Raw genomic sequence first — 16,700 nt, 5'->3', positions numbered from 1 at the left:
AATTTATGAGTAAGCAACATTCTTGAGATACGCACTATTTAGTAAAATAGCATTTAACAAAATGCTTACCCTAAGCAGTGAAGCCATACTCATTCTTTTTGTATAAAATTATGAAAGCTAAATGGAAATAGACGTTGGTTATCGAACTGTTTTGGAAGCAAACTGGTAAATTAGAGTATCTTGACGCATATGTTAACAAACCCATCGTTTTGCGAATCAACGAAAATGAGTTCGCTTTTTGCCTTAATACTATTATCTTCAGCAACACAATTAAACTAACATACGTGATTAAATTAAGGCTATTCTATCCGTTGAAATCGAGGAACTGTTTTTCCATGATGAATGACATTCTCAAAAAACATTTTCATAGGGCGAACCCAAAGCTGGTTATCCCCAAATTGATCACAATGATAAAGTGCTTTGTACACTATCATATCTTCATCTGTCTCACTATGACGAGCTTGGCCAATAACTTCATATAGTTTTTCGTTTTTATAATGTCTGTATTTTCCAAGTATAATAGGATCAGCTACCATTTACACACTCTCACGTGATTCATTGTCATTAACACTCACAAGACTTAGAAAGTTATAGAATACAATAAAGTCAGTATGAATTAGTTTATGGTACCATTTTGCGATCGGTACCAAAACTGGTACCAAATATTTCTGACGGGGTTCGGAGAATTTTACAAAACCCTTACTGGGATTGGTCGGGACGGAAGGATTTGAACCTTCGACCACTAGCACCCCATGCTAGTACGCTACCAGGCTGCGCTACGCCCCGATTAGGTGGGAAATGATAGCGAAGTCTGGGGAAAATAACAAGGGTTTATCAGTTTATCCTTTTCTTTGTAACCTGGGTTGAGCGCAGCAAAGCCCGGGGATTTGATTTTATGCTTGTGCCGATCTCCCGGGTTACGCTCACGAAACAAAGCAAAATGGCTATGCTTCATTTATTGTTGCGGAATGATTCGCTTTGAACTTTCTGAAAGAGTAAACGCACAGGCTTCAATTCCTGCAGTACACAACATTTGCTTCTCTTCTTTAGCCCAATAGGCTCCATAAGGTTTGACGATTTGATTCACTGAGGGTGATAAGTGAATGGTCATCCAGAGGTAGGTGCCCTTCTCTTTTGGATTTGGCCAATGATAATAGCAAACCAGATTATTGTTTGGGTTTATCAACGCTTGCATGAATCCCACCCCGTCCGGCGCCTTCCATTCTTGATAATCCATTTGCCAATGTAATGTCCCGATTTGGAATGCTTCAGCGTTGTATTGATGTGTTACAACTTCTGCTGCGGGCGGACAAAAGTGGAGTTCTGGAGTTTTTTCTTCTTGTCCTTTGTCTACCCACACCCTATTCATTAACTCTTGAATTGATGCGTGGTAATAGCTGCCCACAGCAATGCCTAATATAAAAATGATAAGGATGAATAAACTATTTTTTAAAAATGGGTACACGTGCAAGCTCCTGCTACCCAACTCCTCAAGTCTGTAATAGATACCTGAGGAGAAGGCTTATTTTTATAATAATGTCTTAATCTTATGGGCTTCAAATTTAGAATGTGAAATTTGAATGTATTGCTTGCAGCTCAACAGCTCAGCATATTGCAAGGCAGCTACTGCATTATTCAAAAGCTCTTTTGCCACATCAGAAGAGTCTTGCATAATTAAATAAGCTGCAGAACTCATTTGTACTGAAGCCATATAGAGTTTATTAATGCAGACCTTTTTGTCTTGGTTGTCCGCCAAAGAGACAATCACTCGAGAAAGCTCATAGCACTGATTGGCTAAAAATTCTTTGCTTGGCCCGGACTGCACATTCATACTGAATACAGGTAAAGTTAAAATTAACGCTGTTTTTAAAGTCATTTTAAACATAGGGATACTCCTGTAAGTTGCCGAATAAATCTGCTTCGCTTCACACAATCCTGATGCATGAAGAATAAGTTCTAATCTGAGAAAGAACTCTGTTAAACCCTAGCGATGCCAATAACTTATAGAACAAAAAGTAACCTGGTTCCAATTTCCAGGTTACTTTTAGTCATTGCTCTTGGTGCTTAACCGTTTGCTGCCTGATTTAAGCAAAAGCATTAATTCCTGTAATATGTTTTCCAAGTACTAGCGTATGGACATTGTCCGTACCCTCGTAGGTAAAGACTGATTCTAGATTAAGCATGTGACGAATCACATGGTACTCAAGGCTGATTCCATTTGCTCCCAATAGATTCCTGCATTTTCGTGCAATATTCAATGCTTCACGGCAGGCATTGCCTTTAGCAAGAGAAATCATCACAGGATTCTCTCGGTGATTATCTTTTAATCGGCCTATTTGTAAATTAAGACATTGTGCCTTAATAATTTCAGTATACATATCTGCTAAGTCTTTTTGAATAAGCTGGAACGATGCTAAAGGTTTATCAAATTGCTTACGCTCTAACAGGTAATCTCGAGTAATATCGAAACAGGCCATTGCAGCCCCCATCACGCCCCAGGCAATGCCATACCTCGCTTGGCTCAAGCAACTTAAAGGCGCACCCAAACCTTTGTCACTTCCAGGAAGATAATTTTCATCGGGGACAAAAACATCATCAAACACCAACTCCCCTGTATTTGAAGCACGTAGTGACATCTTTAATTTGATTTCAGGGCGACGTAATCCTTCAGAGTGAGCATCCACAATAAAGCCACGGATCCCCTCCTCGGTTTTTGCCCAAACAATGGCGATATCAGCGATGGGTGAATTGGTGATCCACATTTTAGCCCCATTCAAACTCCAGCCGCCCTTCACTTTCTTCGCAGTGGTTCTCATCCCAGCCGGATCGGAACCAAAATCTGGTTCAGTTAAACCAAAACAACCGATAATCTCACCAGCAGCCATCCCGGGTAAAAAACGTACGCGTTGCTCTTCAGAACCATAACGAAAAATAGGATACATGCATAAAGAACTTTGCACGGAAACAAAACTACGTAAGCCGCTATCACCGCGCTCTAACTCCTGGCAAACTAAACCGTACGCAACATAAGACGCTTCAGCACCGCCGTATTCTGCGGGCAAAGTCAAACCCAATAAACCCATTTCTGCGGATTTTTTAATAAGCTCTTGTGGAAATTGAGCATGTTCAAAAGACTCAGCCATCAAAGGCATTACATCATTGCTGACGAAACGCGCTACGCTATCACGTATCATGCGCTCATCACCATTCAACTGCTCATCAAGAAACAACAAGTCGTCCACTTTCTTTCTCCCTTTTATCTGACTGTAACGCAATCACGGCTTCAATAATACTTTCTTTACTGGGTAACAAATATTGCCAGGCATTACCCAAGGGAATAAAGCAATCTTTACCGGTAATTCGCTTGATTTTTAAACTCGTTGAGGCCTCTTCTAATAACAAAGTCATCAAGCCTTCACTGACCGAACCACTTTGTCTGCCCTCATCCACAATTAATACATTTTTCGCTTTGGCAATTTCTTTCAAAATCCCTTCGACAGGTAAGGGACTAAGCCATCGTAAGTCGACTATTTTTACAGAAATATTATGTTCTTCCTGCAGAACCTTTGCAGCTTGTCGTGATAAATAATAACCATTAGCATAGGTTAAGATAACCGTTGCCCCCTCTCCATAGACACCCACCTCACCTGGAGCAATCACCGTATCAGGTGCAGGATAATTAAAAAGCCACCCATTATCCCCCGGTTGATGCAAGTCTTTGGTCATATATAAAGCGATCGGTTCTAAAAAGACAATGACCCTGCCTTCTTCATAAGCCATGCGTACACAAGTACGTAACATTTTTGCAGCGTCTGGGCCATTTGAAGGACAGGCAACGATCACTCCGGGTAAATCACGGAGTACGGCAATGGAGTTATCATTATGGAAATGCCCCCCAAATCCTTTCTGATAAGCCAGCGATGCAATGCGCAGAACCATGGGATTTTGATATTGACCGCTCGAGAAAAAGGATAAGGTGGAGGCTTCTCCGCGCAGCTGATCTTCTGCATTATGCAAATAAGCCAAAAACTGAATTTCTGGAACCGGGATAAATCCATTATGAGCCAAGCCAATGGCGGTACCTAAAATCGTAGTCTCATCCAAAAGGGTATCAAATACTCGCCGTTGTCCAAACCGTGCCTGCAAATCCGCAGTGACTCGATAAACGCCACCTTTTTTACCTACGTCTTCACCAAATACCAACATGTTGGAGTATTGCATCATTAAATCAGTCAAAGCAAAATTAATTTGTTGGCATAAGTTTCGTTTCTGGGCTAATTGCGGGAACGCATTGGCAAAAACTTGGGTTCGTTGTTCCTCAGTAGGTAGAGGAAGTGCTGGTTTTTTAGGTACCAAAGGGATTAGCGACGACATCACGGCATCAGCACTGGTGAGTTTGGGTTGTCTTATTGCGTCTACCGCTTTGGCTTCGATCAAATCTTTATTACTTTGATAAAGGTTCAGCATGTCCGGAATACTCATCCAGCCTTCGCGATAGAGCATGCCTGCCGTATGCAGCAAAGGATCTTGGGCCTCTCTGGCTTCTATTTCTTCTGGGGTACAATATTGGGATTCAATATCTGAACCGGCATGCCCTAGCAAACGCACACAGCGCATATGCAAAAAAACCGGTTGCTTTTTTACCCGTGCCAAATATTCTGCTTCTTGTGCCGCTGCATAAGCATCAGCGAGATTCAAACCATCACAGGCAATATAATGCAAACCAGGGCGAGCACTGACAGAACGTTCTATCCAGCCTGATGGGGTGGGCACGGAAATTCCTATACCATTGTCTTCACAAATAAATACAATGGGTAAAGGATAATTTTGCTGTGCAATCCATGAGCAAGAATTCAAAGTAGCTTGTGCTGATGCATGGTTGGTCGATGCATCACCAAAAGTGCAAATGATGACGGAATCCGGATTTAAATTGCTGGGGGTATTTAATTCTTTTGCACGAGTAATCGATAAGGCCGCGCCTAGAGCTTTAGGTAAATGCGATGCAATAGTTGAGGTTTGTGGCGGAATATTTAAAGGAACACTGCCAAAAACTTTATGGCGTCCTCCTGAAATGGGATCGGTTGCTGCGGCAACCAAAGACAGTAAAATATCCCTAACCCCATCAGTACCCTCTATTTTTTTAGCACGTTGTAAATAAAAGGCGCCACTACGATAATGCAAAAATGCCATATCATCCGGACGAAAAACCTGTCCCCAAACCGCATTTCCTTCATGTCCACTACTGCCTATGGTATAAAAAGACAACCCTTTTTCCTTAAGCTGCCTGGCGATCAAATCAAGTAGGCGGGATTTGATTTGTGAATCAAAAAGCTCTATGGCAGTTTTCTTATCCAATTCCGCCGTTTCTGGACTCATTATACTATTGGGTTTTGGAAAGTCTGCTTGTTGGACTCGATTTATAAATTGCTCATCAACTACAATGGTCCTGTCTAACATCACTACATCCTGTTTGAGTTATTTTCTAATAGAAGATGATGAGTATATACCGATTCAAAATGAACAGGAAGAATGAGTTGATATTACTCCCTACTCCCTTCCCCGAGAAGGAGAGAGGGGAATTTTTTTGTTTAATCCTGGGAATCCATCAATAAATAAAAAGCAATATGATCAATTCTGGATATTATTGATTAAATATTCTACACTTTTCGTAAGAATCCACTAAGAGGGCTTCATAATGAAATGGATTATTCTGTTAGGAAGTATGGCTTTGATGGTTGGATGTTGTTGCAACACGGTATACTACACACCAGCATATGCACCAGCAGTGGTCGCATACAAACCTGTAGTATCCTACAGACCAGTTGTTGTTCGACCTGTTGTTACCCCCGTTGTGCAACCAGTAACAGTTTATTCTTATCCTGTAGGGCCTGTGGATGTAACGACAACTACGATTGATTTTTATTGATCTAAACCCTGTAACCTGGGTGAAGGCAAAAGCCGTAACCCAGGATTTGCAGCAGCGACAGGTGATTCGCTTATCCCACTGAATTATTCTTCTTCATCCTTGGCCGAGTAACCACATCCATCTTGTGGGCAAAGAATTTGTCGACCAAATTTTTTGCTTTCTTTCACCGTTAAAATCGGCCAATTGCATTTGGGACAGGGTTGGTTGATCGGTTCATTCCATAAAGCATAATCGCATTTAGGATAATTGCCACAAGAATAGAAAATTTTGCCCTTTCTTGATTTACGCTGCAAAATTTTTGCTTCATGACACTTGGGACATTCCACGCCCGTATCAGCTGGCTTTTCTATAGGTTCCATGTGCTTGCATTGAGGATAATTACTGCAGCCAATAAAGCGGCCATAACGCCCATTTTTTATGTGTAAAGGACTGGAACAAACTGGACAGGCTCTTCCCTCAACCACTTCGGGTTCATTTTTTTCGTGCTCCTGACCGGCAATATCCTGCGTGTAATCACATTCAGGATAACCTGTGCATCCAATAAATCGTCCTCGCTTACCCAATCTTATGGACAGTGGCTTTCCGCATTTAGGACATTGTTGATCCAAAACTTCCGAAGTTACATCTTTACGCTGTACCTGTTGATCGGTAGTTTCTATTTGTTGTACAAAAGGCTTCCAGAACTCTTCTAAAACGGGAACCCATTCTTTTTCACCGCGCGAAATCGCATCTAATGTGTCCTCAAGCTCAGCGGTAAATTTATAGTCTACATAACGCGTAAAATAACCAGTCAAGAAACGATTCACAATACGGCCAACATCCGTTGGGAAGAATCTTTTCTTATCCACAATCACGTATTCACGCTGTTGTAAGGTATGAATAATGGACGCGTAGGTTGATGGGCGGCCAATATCATATTCTTCCAATGCCTTAACCAAAGTTGCTTCAGAATATCTTGGAGGAGGCTCAGTGAAATGTTGATTGGCTAGGATGTCTTGTACCTTAACTTTTTCACCTACAACGAATGCCGGGAGTAATGAACCTTCACCTTCATCTTCTTTGGTATCATCACGACCCTCTTCATATACTGAAAGGAAGCCAGGAAAAGTAATGATAGAACCATTCGCACGAAAGATGTTCCCTTCCCCACAACTTAAATCAACAGCAACCGTATCAAGGATTGCATCAGCCATTTGGCAAGCTACTGTTCGCTTCCAGATCAGACTGTAGAGTTTGTATTGATCCGCAGTCAAAGCCGATTGCACCATTTCAGGCGTACGCTTAATCGATGTGGGGCGAATCGCCTCATGGGCTTCTTGAGCATTTTTGGATTTGGTTTTATAAATTCTTGGACTTGAAGGACAATTGTCGGCACCATACCGCTCGGTAATAAACTGTCGGGTTTCCTCTATAGCTTCCGTCGATAAATTAACCGAATCGGTACGCATATACGAGATAAGACCCACTGTTCCTGTCCCTATATCTATCCCTTCATACAATTGTTGGGCGACCATCATTGATTTTCGCGCAGTAAAACCTAATTTTCGTGCTGCTTCTTGTTGCAAGGTTGAGGTAATAAATGGAGGTGAAGGCTTACGCTTACGCTGCTTTTTCTCAATTTGGCTGACCTGTAAATATCCTTGTGCCTCACGCAGCAAATGTTCTTTGATTTTTTGTGCCTGATCTTCTTTATTTACGGTAAATTGTTGTAATTTTTCATTTTTAAAGTGCGTCAACCGTGCTTCAAAAGACACATTAGTATGAAGACATTGAGCCAAAATCTTCCAATATTCCTGGGGTACAAAACGCTCAATTTCTTCTTCTCGCTCGACAATAAGTCGCAGTGCAGGGCTTTGTACTCGACCCGCTGAGAGCCCTCTTCTGACTTTTTTCCATAACAGAGGAGACAAATTAAAACCCACTAAATAGTCCAATGCGCGTCGTGCTTGTTGGGCATTAACCAAATCCATAGAAATTGAACGGGGATGATTGATTGCATCCTGAATTGCTGATTTGGTGATTTCATTGAAAAAAATCCGATGAATCGGTTTATCCTTGGTTAGATTTTTTTCTTTCATTAATTCATAAATATGCCAAGAAATGGCCTCGCCTTCGCGATCTGGGTCCGTTGCCAGTAATAAGGAATCTGATTTTTTCAGCATTTTTGCAATGGTTTCGATATGTCTTGAGTTCTTCTCAATCGGAACATAAGTCATAGCAAAGTGTTTATCGGGATTAACCGACCCTTTGCGTGCTGGCAAATCACGAACATGTCCATAAGAGGCAACAACCTCATAGTCACTGCCCAAATATTTTTGAATCGTCTTCGCTTTGGCGGGTGACTCAACGATCACCAAATGTTTACTCATAGTAACGTTAACCTTATCCTTTTCACTTCATCCTTAAGCCACCAAATATCCCCTATTGCAGAAAAAAATGGGGGATTGGTGCTGAATATGAAATAGCAACAACTTCTAGTAGTATAGGAATAGATGATCTTTTAATGTAATGTCAATTGATCTTCTGATTGATAAAGAACTAAATCAAGAAAAGCCAATTGTTCTTCATTCAAAGTACTGGCTAAAGTATTTCTAATTGTCCATTTAGTTTCTTGAAGCGTTACGATTCTAGAGTCAGAAAATTGCAATTGATTCATAATCATTTCAAATGATTCTTCATTAAGAATTTTCCATTGTTTCATACGTATGAGAAATTGATAACTGGCTTTAGTCAATTTCATTTGCTCATCGTAAGTAAATACTCGCATTGATGTTTGTTGTTGTAACTTCAAATGCAAAACTTGTTCTTCCGAAGTCAAACTCTCTTCATCGTTCAGTTCCGTTGCATCCTGATCAGCGGTTTTATGGCTTTTTTGCAGTTGGGTAAGACTTTGTTCAAATAAACTCAATAACATTTCAAATAAGTTATCTTTCATATACTAACACCTCATATAGCCACCGGGCACAGATACAACAGCCCCATTTAATTCTAATTTTGCAAGCTCACTAGTGACTTGCTCAACGGTGCATCCACTACGTAAAATGATCTGATCAACAGTTGTCATTTCAAAGCCAATGAACTTTACTAGGTTTTTATTCCCGCTGGCAAGAGGTAAAATCGCTTTATCAGTTGTTTGCTGTTCTGAATCAATCCGTAACTCTTCAAGAACATCGGCAACTGAAGTGACTAATTTAGCTCCTTGCTGCAACAGGTAATGACACCCTCGAGCCAGGGGGTTATGAATGGAACCAGGAATTGCCAAAACATCTCGATTTTGTTCCAGGGCCATTCGTGCTGTGATTAACGAACCACTCTTTATTGCTGACTCAACAACCAAAGTGCACAATGATAAACCACTTATTATACGATTTCTTCGTGGGAAATGTCCAGCAGTCGGAGGACTTTTTAGAGGAAATTCGCTCATTAATAGTCCGCTTTGCTCAATTTTTTGCGCAAGTGCCTGATGTCGGTAAGGATAAATCCGATCAATTCCGGTCCCCAAAACAGCTATTGTCTGCCCTCCGGCCTCCAAACATCCTTCATGAGCTTCAGCATCAATTCCTAAAGCTAAACCACTGACAATGGTCACTCCATGGGCGGCGATAGCTTTTGCAAATTGGCGGGCATTTTCTCTGCCAGTTATTGTTGGATTACGGCTGCCTACCACAGCTAATTGCGGTTGCTTTAAGCAGGCAAGCTGTCCTTTTACGTACAAAACAATAGGAGGATCGATAATTTCCTTCAATAAAGCAGGATAGTCAGGCGAATCCCAAGTCAGTATATGATGTGTATCAGCAGCCTCAAGCCATCTGAGATCTTCTTGAATCAAATGCAAATCAAAACCCGCTATGGTTTGTGCCAAAGTAGGTGATAGTCCCGCTTCTTCAAGCTCTGTTGCTGAGAGTTGGAACATTTGTTGCAGATCAGGCCAGCGTTTTTGCAATGTTGCAACCGTACGCGGACCCACCCTTTCCATTCGATTTAATGCGAGGTAGTACGATAAATTATTCATGGGTTAGTCACAAAGTTTGATAAATAAACAGCGCGAGTAGAACGAACGATTAAGGCAAAACTGGTTTTAGTGAATACACGAAACACCATGACTTCGCCAATACGCTCGGGCGGTAATTTGATAGGAAACAGTTTATTTTTAGGGTCACTGACAGTCCCCGAATCTCTATAGATTCCCAGTACATCTCCTGCTTCCAATCCGTCACGTGCTCCCAAACTTATCACTACCACACCACCAACTGCCTCCTGGACATTCCCATTGGGCATCCCATCAGGCATATCAATAATAAATCCCCGCACGAGAAATCTAGGTGCTTTAGGTTCAAATGATAAATTAAACTCAGGACTATCATTTATTAAAACACTATCTTGAACTTTAATTCCTTCATTAATACTGGTTAATAAAATGGTGGCAGGTTCTCCTCCCGCAACTAACTCAGCATACCCTACTAAATCTGCTCGATATCCCAAGAGCTCTCTGGTTTTTGGATGCTCATAATTTTTTCCCCCTCTAAAAATAGAATAAGCAGGAATACCCCCAGTAGGTAATTCTCGAGAAGGATGCAGACCTTGAACCCAAGCTTGATCCCCTTGTCCCCCCATCATATGTTCCCCTACTAAAGCAACAATATAAGGGGCGCGACTGAGGACATCCTGATCCAAAATAAGGGATTCATTTAAAAAGGGCTTGATTTCATTTAAGGGTATTGGAGGCACCGGGTCCTCTAAGGGCATAGGACGGGCCTTAGGCGATAATTTGATAGTGCCATTCGAGAGTACTTTAAGGTAAGGTTTATTTTTGTAATAGGCTAAAACCAGAACTGCTCCAGGATACAATCGATTGGGATTTTTTATTTTAGGGTTGGCATGCCAAAGCTCTTTCCATTCCCAGGGATTATGCAGATAACGACTGGCAATGCTCCATAAAGTATCCCCATGTTGAACAACATAACGCTCAGGAGCATCTGTGCGTAAGCTTAGAGCATAATTCAATGTAGAAAAGAAAAAGAAGATTATTAAGAGAATAAATCTCATTAGAGTCAATCCTTTGTTGGAATATCTTGATAATTCGACCACTCATCAAGACTTTTACATCCCGCGTAACCCATTACTATCTTGCAGCATTGCAATATATAGAGGATAATATAACATGTTTTTTACGCAGAGAACCAGATAAACGATGGCTATTCATACGATTCTATATTTACCTGATGCTCGATTAAGAGATGTAGCAAAACCTGTTGTTCATTTTGATGATAAATTGCAAACGTTAATTGACGACATGTTCGAGACAATGTATGACGCCCGTGGTGTTGGGCTTGCAGCTCCGCAAATTGGGGTGAGCTTACGTTTATCAGTGATTGATATTGAAGGGGATAAACAGAATCAAATAGTGATTATCAACCCTGAAATCGTTGCCTCTGAGGGTGCAAAAAAGTTTGAGGAAGGCTGTCTTTCTGTTCCTGGAGCTTATGATACAGTGACCCGCGCAGAAAAAGTTACAGTAACTGCCTTGGACAGAAATGGAAAACCTTTTGAAATTAAAGCCGATGGCCTACTCGCTGAATGTTTGCAACATGAAATTGATCATATGAATGGCAAACTGTTTGTCGATCTGCTTTCTCCATTGAAAAGAGCAATGGCCCGCAAAAAACTAGAAAAATTCAAAAAACGCCAACACGCACGCAAGTAATTTGCAGTTTTCACAAGGTTTTCATTCAAGATATGTCCTATAGACGTTTTTTGGTCGTAATACGTGATACGTGGATAAAAATCTTGGTGAACGGTTGAATTTGAGCACAGGTGCCAAATACGGCCGTTCCTTGATACAGCGTGACCATTTACGTGAGTACTTACCATGAGTCAATTGAACATTGTTTTTGCTGGAACTCCAGAATTTGGCTTGCCTTGCCTTGATGCCTTACTGCATTCTAGACATCGTATTCAAGCCATTTATACTCAACCGGATCGACCTGCGGGACGTGGTCGTAAACTTCACGCCTCTGCAGTAAAAGAATGGGCTTTGACGCAGAAAATTCCGGTTTATCAACCTCTGAATTTTAAAAATTCTGAGGCAATTTCTGAGCTCGCCGCATTAAAACCCGATGTCATGATTGTTATTGCCTACGGGTTAATTCTACCTAAAGCAGTTCTTGATATTCCACGCTTAGGTTGTATTAATGTCCATGCATCTTTGTTACCTCGATGGCGTGGTGCCTCTCCAATTCAATCGGCTATTCTTCACGGTGATGCTGAAACTGGGGTAACTATAATGCAAATGGATGTGGGTATGGACACCGGAGCAATGCTTCGTAAAGCAAGTTGTTCCCTTACTGCATCAGAAACCGCACAAAGCTTACATGACAAGTTAGCCCAGATCTCCGCTCAGCCTTTATTGCAAACTTTGGACGAATTAGCCAACCAAACCATTCAACCTGAAATTCAAAATAATGAATTAGCGACCTATGCGCACAAAATTAATAAAGAAGATGCATGCATCAACTGGCACCACTCTGCAATAGAAATTGATCGACGCATTCGCGCATTCAATCCCTGGCCAATCGCTTATACAACTTTTGAGCATGAAATTTTAAGAATTCACCAAGCACAAATTGTTGCTTTGCAAGGGCATCACGCTCCAGGTACAGTAGTTCACCTTGATAAAAAGGGCATGTCAGTTGCTACAGGCGACCAAGGTTTGCTTATAGAAAAAATTCAGTTCCCAGGGGGTAAAGTAATTTCTATAGCCGATTGGTTAAATTCCTCAAAGTCACACGCGCGCGTAGGATATGTGTTTTAATGAACAAGAATGAACGATTACATGCCTTAAAAATTCTAACACGCTTGCTTGCTGAAAAATCATCCTTATCCCAACTGATGTCGGCTACTGAAGTATCCCCAATGACCAAAGAAATCTGCTTTGGCTTTTGCCGTCATTATTTTCGTTTGCAAGCCATTGCAGAGTGTTTGCTGCAAAAAAGACCCAAAGAACCAGAAATTTGGGTTGCATTACTGATAGGCCTTTATCAATTACACTTCATGCAGCAACCTGATTACGCAGTAGTTAAAGAAACCGTCGCCTTGCTCGAAAAAATCAAAAAACCTTGGTCTAAAGGTTTAGTTAATGCCGTGTTACGCAATTTCTGTCGCCAAAAAAAAGAAATTATAAGCCGTTTGAGCAAAGAACCTTTGTTTGTTCATGGCCAACCCCAATGGCTGGTAGAACGCCTGCAAGTCGACTGGCCCAATGACTGGCAATCAATAGCTCAAGCAAACGACGCACATCCTCCTATGACCTTACGAGTGAACCTCCAAAAACATTCGGTTCAAGAATACCTGCAGATTTTAAATCGTGAAGGGATTGCTGCCGAACTCCATCCTTTAGCACCTGAAGGAATTACTTTAAACACACCCTGTGATGTACATCAATTACCCGCTTTTGCAGAAGGAAGCGTATCGGTTCAAGATGGCGCTGCACAATTGGCGGCTTCTTTGTTGTCTTTAAAACCAGGATTACGTCTTCTTGACGCCTGTTGCGCTCCTGGAGGTAAGACTTGTCATATTTTAGAAAAGGAGCCCAACCTGGCGGCATGTATTGCTCTGGACGTGGATAGCAAAAGATTAAAACGTGTTCAAGAAAACTTGAATCGGCTCAATTTACATGCAACTTTAGTTCAAGGAGATGCTCTAACTCCTTCTTCGTGGTGGGATGGACAGCTCTTTGACCGCATTTTATTAGATGCCCCTTGTTCCGCCACAGGGGTTATCCGCCGTCATTCTGACATTAAATTATTACGCAATAACCAAGAAATTGTTACTATAACCAATCTACAGCGTGATATGCTGAATTGTTTATGGCCTTTGTTAGCCAAAGGTGGCTTACTGGTTTATGCAACCTGTTCCGTAATGTCTGTGGAAAATGAACAACAAATCGCAAATTTTGTTGCTGCTCACCCTGACTGTATCCAATTAAAAGAGCCCAGGACTTGGGGACATGCAACAGGTCATGGCCAACAAATTTTGCCAGGCGAACAAGGTATGGACGGATTTTTCTACTCAGTACTTTTTAAGGATGAAAAATGACAATCAACTGGCCTTTAATTACTGTTTTGTTCTGCTTATCCATTCCTGGGGTGCTCATCGCAATAAAACGGTTAATCTTTTTTTTATTGCCTGATAACTCTGAAGCGTTAAAAAAAAGGATAAGCAATTTTGCCATTTTGCAAACTTTATTGATGGTCTTTATCCTCAGTCTTGCCGGTGCGATGTTATCGCCAATGACAGGGTTACATGACACCCTACTTGAAGGCCTATTACAAGGAACCACCCGGGTAAAAGCATTACTTCCTATCATATTACCCACCGTCTTGTATGCCTTTTTTGGGTTAGTGGTGTTTTTAGTACTCTTTTATGGCTTGATTGCACGCATTATCGATAAAAAAAACATGCAAATCATGGCCAATATTCGTACCGTTCTTGGTGTTGATGGCTGTGTTCTTTATGGCGGTGTAGTCGAGGAAGTCATTGGACGCTGGGGATTATTGAATCTTGCTACTTTTTTTGCCTTGCTGTTTACGAAACAATTTCCCAATTTACTTATCTGGATTTCAATTTTTATTAGCGGCTTAATTTATGCCGTGAGCCAAATTCCGATTTATCTTGCTGCCGGTTGTACCCGAAGCCGCAATTTCATTTACTCTGTTATTATACTGAGTTTGTACCAATCCGTGCTTTTTGGCTATCTATTTTGGCATTATGGACTTATTGCTGCGATTTTGTCCCATATGTTATTTCATTTGGGATGGGCCGCATTTGAAAATGTAAAAAGATCGTAAAGCCCTCCCCCCTTAATTTTGTCTTAACCTTCATCTTTTATCCTACAAGTGAATGTAATGAAAGTTAGGGGGGGTAGGATATGGCCACTTCAAGTAATGAATTTGCTGCTTTAGTAAAGCAATTACATCAATCACCTAATGATCCTGTTTTGAAACAGGCTGTAGTTCAACATTTACCTAAAATGATGGCTTTAGCTCAAGATAACCCTATGGCTTTATACCATTTAGCTCATATTTATCCACCTACTTCTTCTCAATACAAACAAACCATGCGCCAGGCAGCGAACTTAGGGTGTACTAGCGCGATGCTGGTTATGGTGCAAGTTTTAGGCAACTCTAATGATGCGAGCGATCTAAAAAAAGCAGCCCATTATATGACCATGATCAATAAATCGGGAGATCCATACATTAAAGATCAGGCTCAATTACTCTTAGCTGAATATTCTGAGTTAGCAAAAACAATGCAAGAACAAGCGAAGCCTCATTTAAGTTATGGACTTTCTCATCGTTTCTTCACGCCACAACGGGAAAAAGAAGAACCAATGGAGCTATTGAAAACTGTAGCGTGTAACGCTTAATCTTAAAAAGGTAGCCTGTTTGCAAGCATCCAGGCTACTCCTGAAATAACGGAACATTCAAACAATTAAGAATCGAAAATTCTTTTGAATCTCATTCAAATCAAATTGATTTAAATATAAAGAAAAACTCATCCATGCGCTTAAAGCCGCTAAATCCTGAAATGGGGGAGGAAGATAGACGGGATTGGTTAAAACACCGCGCTCTTTGAGTTCAGTGAGTAAAGGCAAATCATCCAAAACCAACTTCCCAGTAAATAATAAGGGAATCGAATCCACATGCTTTTTACTGATTGCAAAACGTATGTAATTATAAATTAATACAAAACCTTTGGCATAAGATAAATCTTTGGTAAAAGGACCACCTGTTGGTGTACTTCCTCGAAAAACTCGTACTGATTGATTATAACTGTCCTCTTCGCTCAAACCACAATCCATAAAATAATTATAAATATCGAGAAAGTCAGCCCCTTGGGTCACCATATCCAACGCAATAACACGATTGGTAATCTTTAACATACGGCTGGGATAAGAAGAAAAAGTAACTACCTCGGTAATCACTGCCAACCCTTCCTGAATTACGCTGCTTGAAGGAGAACCCTTAGAAAGAAAAAAACAATTGGGCTGCATCGAACCATTCAAGGTTGTCCCAACGTGAACCCAACCCTCATGTACTTCAAGATATCGAAGGTCGCGATCACTAAACATCGCTTGCTGGCTTAATTTAATATTGTCCGCACCAGCAGAGGCATCTGCGATCATTTCGTCGCTGACCATTACGGTTACTTTGCCAGGATGTTTATCAAAAAACTGCCCTAAACGCGCTTGCAAAATTTCCTGAGCCTGCTGTGGGGTATAACGTTTGATATCCGCTTCAGATTGTAATTGAACACTAAGACCTGTTAACACATCAAAAAGTAAAGTACCCATCTCTGACATGCGTGGCCCACCTGCGTAAAACACATCATTGGGACTACCATACAATTCCATCGCCAGTTCAGAAAATGCAGGAGTCCCGCGCACAGCAAGCATTTGGGTGGCACGACTATATTCTTCACACTGGCGACGTATTAAACGAGTTAAGGTAGAATATTGCCCGAGTTGATTCTGGGTATCGCGCAAAATAATTCGAAACTCTTCTTGTTTTTCATGGACATCAAAGGGCAAAGGTTTTTTTTCATAATATTCTTTATCAACAGCAGGAAGCCTTTTACCTTTATATTTAAAAAATTCCTTTTTTATTGATTCATCCCATTTGATACTATCAAGAATCCTGATTTTGCGTTGCGCATCCACAATACGCTGTGATAATTCCTGTACAATAAGCAATTCAGCTGATTCTGATGGTGTCAT

General features: G+C 41.0%; 16 protein-coding genes and 1 tRNA gene. 6 read left to right on the top strand and 11 right to left on the bottom strand.

From position 1 onward, the window contains the following. Positions 1-299: 299 nt before the first annotated feature. The 6 genes from OQJ26_RS13560 to OQJ26_RS13535 form a co-directional block, all read right to left on the bottom strand. A complete protein-coding gene (locus tag OQJ26_RS13560; protein WP_265704291.1) occupies positions 300-536 on the bottom strand; it encodes a DUF1653 domain-containing protein in 237 nt (78 codons plus the stop codon). A 173-nt stretch (positions 537-709) separates the two neighbouring features. Beyond that, positions 710-786, bottom strand: a tRNA-Pro gene (locus OQJ26_RS13555). Positions 787-955: 169 nt separating this feature from the next. Then, positions 956-1,465: a hypothetical protein gene (locus OQJ26_RS13550; protein WP_265704290.1), complete on the bottom strand. Its 510-nt coding sequence runs from the start codon at positions 1,463-1,465 to the stop codon at positions 956-958. Positions 1,466-1,528: 63 nt separating this feature from the next. Then, complete coding sequence (locus OQJ26_RS13545; RefSeq protein ID WP_265704289.1) at positions 1,529-1,885, bottom strand: hypothetical protein; 357 nt, start codon at positions 1,883-1,885, stop codon at positions 1,529-1,531. 199 nt (positions 1,886-2,084) lie between these two features. Further along, a complete protein-coding gene (locus OQJ26_RS13540; RefSeq protein WP_265704288.1) occupies positions 2,085-3,242 on the bottom strand; it encodes an acyl-CoA dehydrogenase family protein in 1,158 nt (385 codons plus the stop codon). Further along, positions 3,220-5,457: a thiamine pyrophosphate-dependent enzyme gene (locus OQJ26_RS13535; RefSeq protein ID WP_265704287.1), complete on the bottom strand. Its 2,238-nt coding sequence runs from the start codon at positions 5,455-5,457 to the stop codon at positions 3,220-3,222. The genes OQJ26_RS13540 and OQJ26_RS13535 overlap by 23 nt, the downstream gene beginning before the upstream one ends. Before the next feature lie 238 nt (positions 5,458-5,695). Here OQJ26_RS13535 and OQJ26_RS13530 point away from each other — a divergent pair, with 238 nt between their 5' ends. After that, positions 5,696-5,926 (top strand): hypothetical protein, encoded by a 231-nt coding sequence (locus tag OQJ26_RS13530; RefSeq protein WP_265704286.1) that lies wholly within the window; start codon positions 5,696-5,698, stop codon positions 5,924-5,926. Between the two features lie 83 nt (positions 5,927-6,009). Here the strand turns inward: OQJ26_RS13530 and topA are convergent, their stop codons facing one another. The 4 genes from topA to OQJ26_RS13510 form a co-directional block, all read right to left on the bottom strand. Further along, positions 6,010-8,295 (bottom strand): type I DNA topoisomerase, encoded by a 2,286-nt coding sequence (topA, locus tag OQJ26_RS13525; protein ID WP_265704285.1) that lies wholly within the window; start codon positions 8,293-8,295, stop codon positions 6,010-6,012. A gap of 131 nt (positions 8,296-8,426) precedes the next feature. Beyond that, positions 8,427-8,861 carry a DUF494 family protein gene (locus tag OQJ26_RS13520; RefSeq protein WP_265704284.1) on the bottom strand — a complete coding sequence of 145 codons (435 nt, stop codon included), beginning with the start codon at positions 8,859-8,861 and terminating at the stop codon, positions 8,427-8,429. Positions 8,862-8,864: 3 nt separating this feature from the next. Beyond that, a complete protein-coding gene (gene dprA, locus OQJ26_RS13515) occupies positions 8,865-9,938 on the bottom strand; it encodes a DNA-processing protein DprA (RefSeq protein WP_265704283.1) in 1,074 nt (357 codons plus the stop codon). Further along, entirely contained in the window at positions 9,935-10,972 is a 1,038-nt protein-coding gene (locus OQJ26_RS13510) for a LysM peptidoglycan-binding domain-containing protein (RefSeq protein WP_265704282.1), read from the bottom strand. Before OQJ26_RS13510 ends, dprA begins: the two co-directional genes overlap by 4 nt. Positions 10,973-11,117: 145 nt before the next feature. Between OQJ26_RS13510 and def the strand changes: the two genes are divergently transcribed. From def to OQJ26_RS13485, 5 genes are all read left to right on the top strand, one after another. Continuing rightward, positions 11,118-11,630, top strand: coding sequence for a peptide deformylase (gene def, locus OQJ26_RS13505; RefSeq protein WP_265704281.1), 513 nt, complete (start codon positions 11,118-11,120; stop codon positions 11,628-11,630). 165 nt (positions 11,631-11,795) lie between these two features. Next, the gene (fmt, locus tag OQJ26_RS13500; protein ID WP_265704280.1) at positions 11,796-12,737 is read left to right on the top strand and encodes a methionyl-tRNA formyltransferase; all 942 of its coding nucleotides are present in this window, start codon (positions 11,796-11,798) and stop codon (positions 12,735-12,737) included. Continuing rightward, entirely contained in the window at positions 12,737-14,020 is a 1,284-nt protein-coding gene (gene rsmB / locus OQJ26_RS13495) for a 16S rRNA (cytosine(967)-C(5))-methyltransferase RsmB (RefSeq protein WP_265704279.1), read from the top strand. Before fmt ends, rsmB begins: the two co-directional genes overlap by 1 nt. After that, complete coding sequence (locus OQJ26_RS13490) at positions 14,017-14,772, top strand: CPBP family glutamic-type intramembrane protease (RefSeq protein WP_265704278.1); 756 nt, start codon at positions 14,017-14,019, stop codon at positions 14,770-14,772. The genes rsmB and OQJ26_RS13490 overlap by 4 nt, the downstream gene beginning before the upstream one ends. 80 nt (positions 14,773-14,852) lie before the next feature. Beyond that, complete coding sequence (locus tag OQJ26_RS13485; protein ID WP_265704277.1) at positions 14,853-15,350, top strand: hypothetical protein; 498 nt, start codon at positions 14,853-14,855, stop codon at positions 15,348-15,350. Between the two features lie 57 nt (positions 15,351-15,407). Here the strand turns inward: OQJ26_RS13485 and OQJ26_RS13480 are convergent, their stop codons facing one another. Next, positions 15,408-16,700: a flavohemoglobin expression-modulating QEGLA motif protein gene (locus OQJ26_RS13480; protein WP_265704276.1), complete on the bottom strand. Its 1,293-nt coding sequence runs from the start codon at positions 16,698-16,700 to the stop codon at positions 15,408-15,410.

This window comes from Legionella sheltonii (assembly GCF_026191355.1).
GTDB classification, from domain to species: domain Bacteria; phylum Pseudomonadota; class Gammaproteobacteria; order Legionellales; family Legionellaceae; genus Legionella; species Legionella sheltonii.
This window is presented reverse-complemented; position numbering and strand designations above follow the sequence as displayed.

Bases quoted from the DNA above. Each gene is read 5' to 3' on its own strand.
- OQJ26_RS13530 (WP_265704286.1), top strand. From the start codon at position 5,696: ATGAAATGGATTATTCTGTTAGGAAGTATGGCTTTGATGGTTGGATGT.
- fmt (WP_265704280.1), top strand. From the start codon at position 11,796: ATGAGTCAATTGAACATTGTTTTTGCTGGAACTCCAGAATTTGGCTTG.
- OQJ26_RS13485 (WP_265704277.1), top strand. From the start codon at position 14,853: ATGGCCACTTCAAGTAATGAATTTGCTGCTTTAGTAAAGCAATTACAT.
- OQJ26_RS13490 (WP_265704278.1), top strand. From the start codon at position 14,017: ATGACAATCAACTGGCCTTTAATTACTGTTTTGTTCTGCTTATCCATT.
- def (WP_265704281.1), top strand. From the start codon at position 11,118: ATGGCTATTCATACGATTCTATATTTACCTGATGCTCGATTAAGAGAT.
- OQJ26_RS13560 (WP_265704291.1), bottom strand. From the start codon at position 536: ATGGTAGCTGATCCTATTATACTTGGAAAATACAGACATTATAAAAAC.
- OQJ26_RS13545 (WP_265704289.1), bottom strand. From the start codon at position 1,885: ATGTTTAAAATGACTTTAAAAACAGCGTTAATTTTAACTTTACCTGTA.
- OQJ26_RS13480 (WP_265704276.1), bottom strand. From the start codon at position 16,700: ATGACACCATCAGAATCAGCTGAATTGCTTATTGTACAGGAATTATCA.
- OQJ26_RS13520 (WP_265704284.1), bottom strand. From the start codon at position 8,861: ATGAAAGATAACTTATTTGAAATGTTATTGAGTTTATTTGAACAAAGT.
- dprA (WP_265704283.1), bottom strand. From the start codon at position 9,938: ATGAATAATTTATCGTACTACCTCGCATTAAATCGAATGGAAAGGGTG.
- OQJ26_RS13510 (WP_265704282.1), bottom strand. From the start codon at position 10,972: ATGAGATTTATTCTCTTAATAATCTTCTTTTTCTTTTCTACATTGAAT.
- topA (WP_265704285.1), bottom strand. From the start codon at position 8,295: ATGAGTAAACATTTGGTGATCGTTGAGTCACCCGCCAAAGCGAAGACG.
- rsmB (WP_265704279.1), top strand. From the start codon at position 12,737: ATGAACAAGAATGAACGATTACATGCCTTAAAAATTCTAACACGCTTG.
- OQJ26_RS13535 (WP_265704287.1), bottom strand. From the start codon at position 5,457: ATGTTAGACAGGACCATTGTAGTTGATGAGCAATTTATAAATCGAGTC.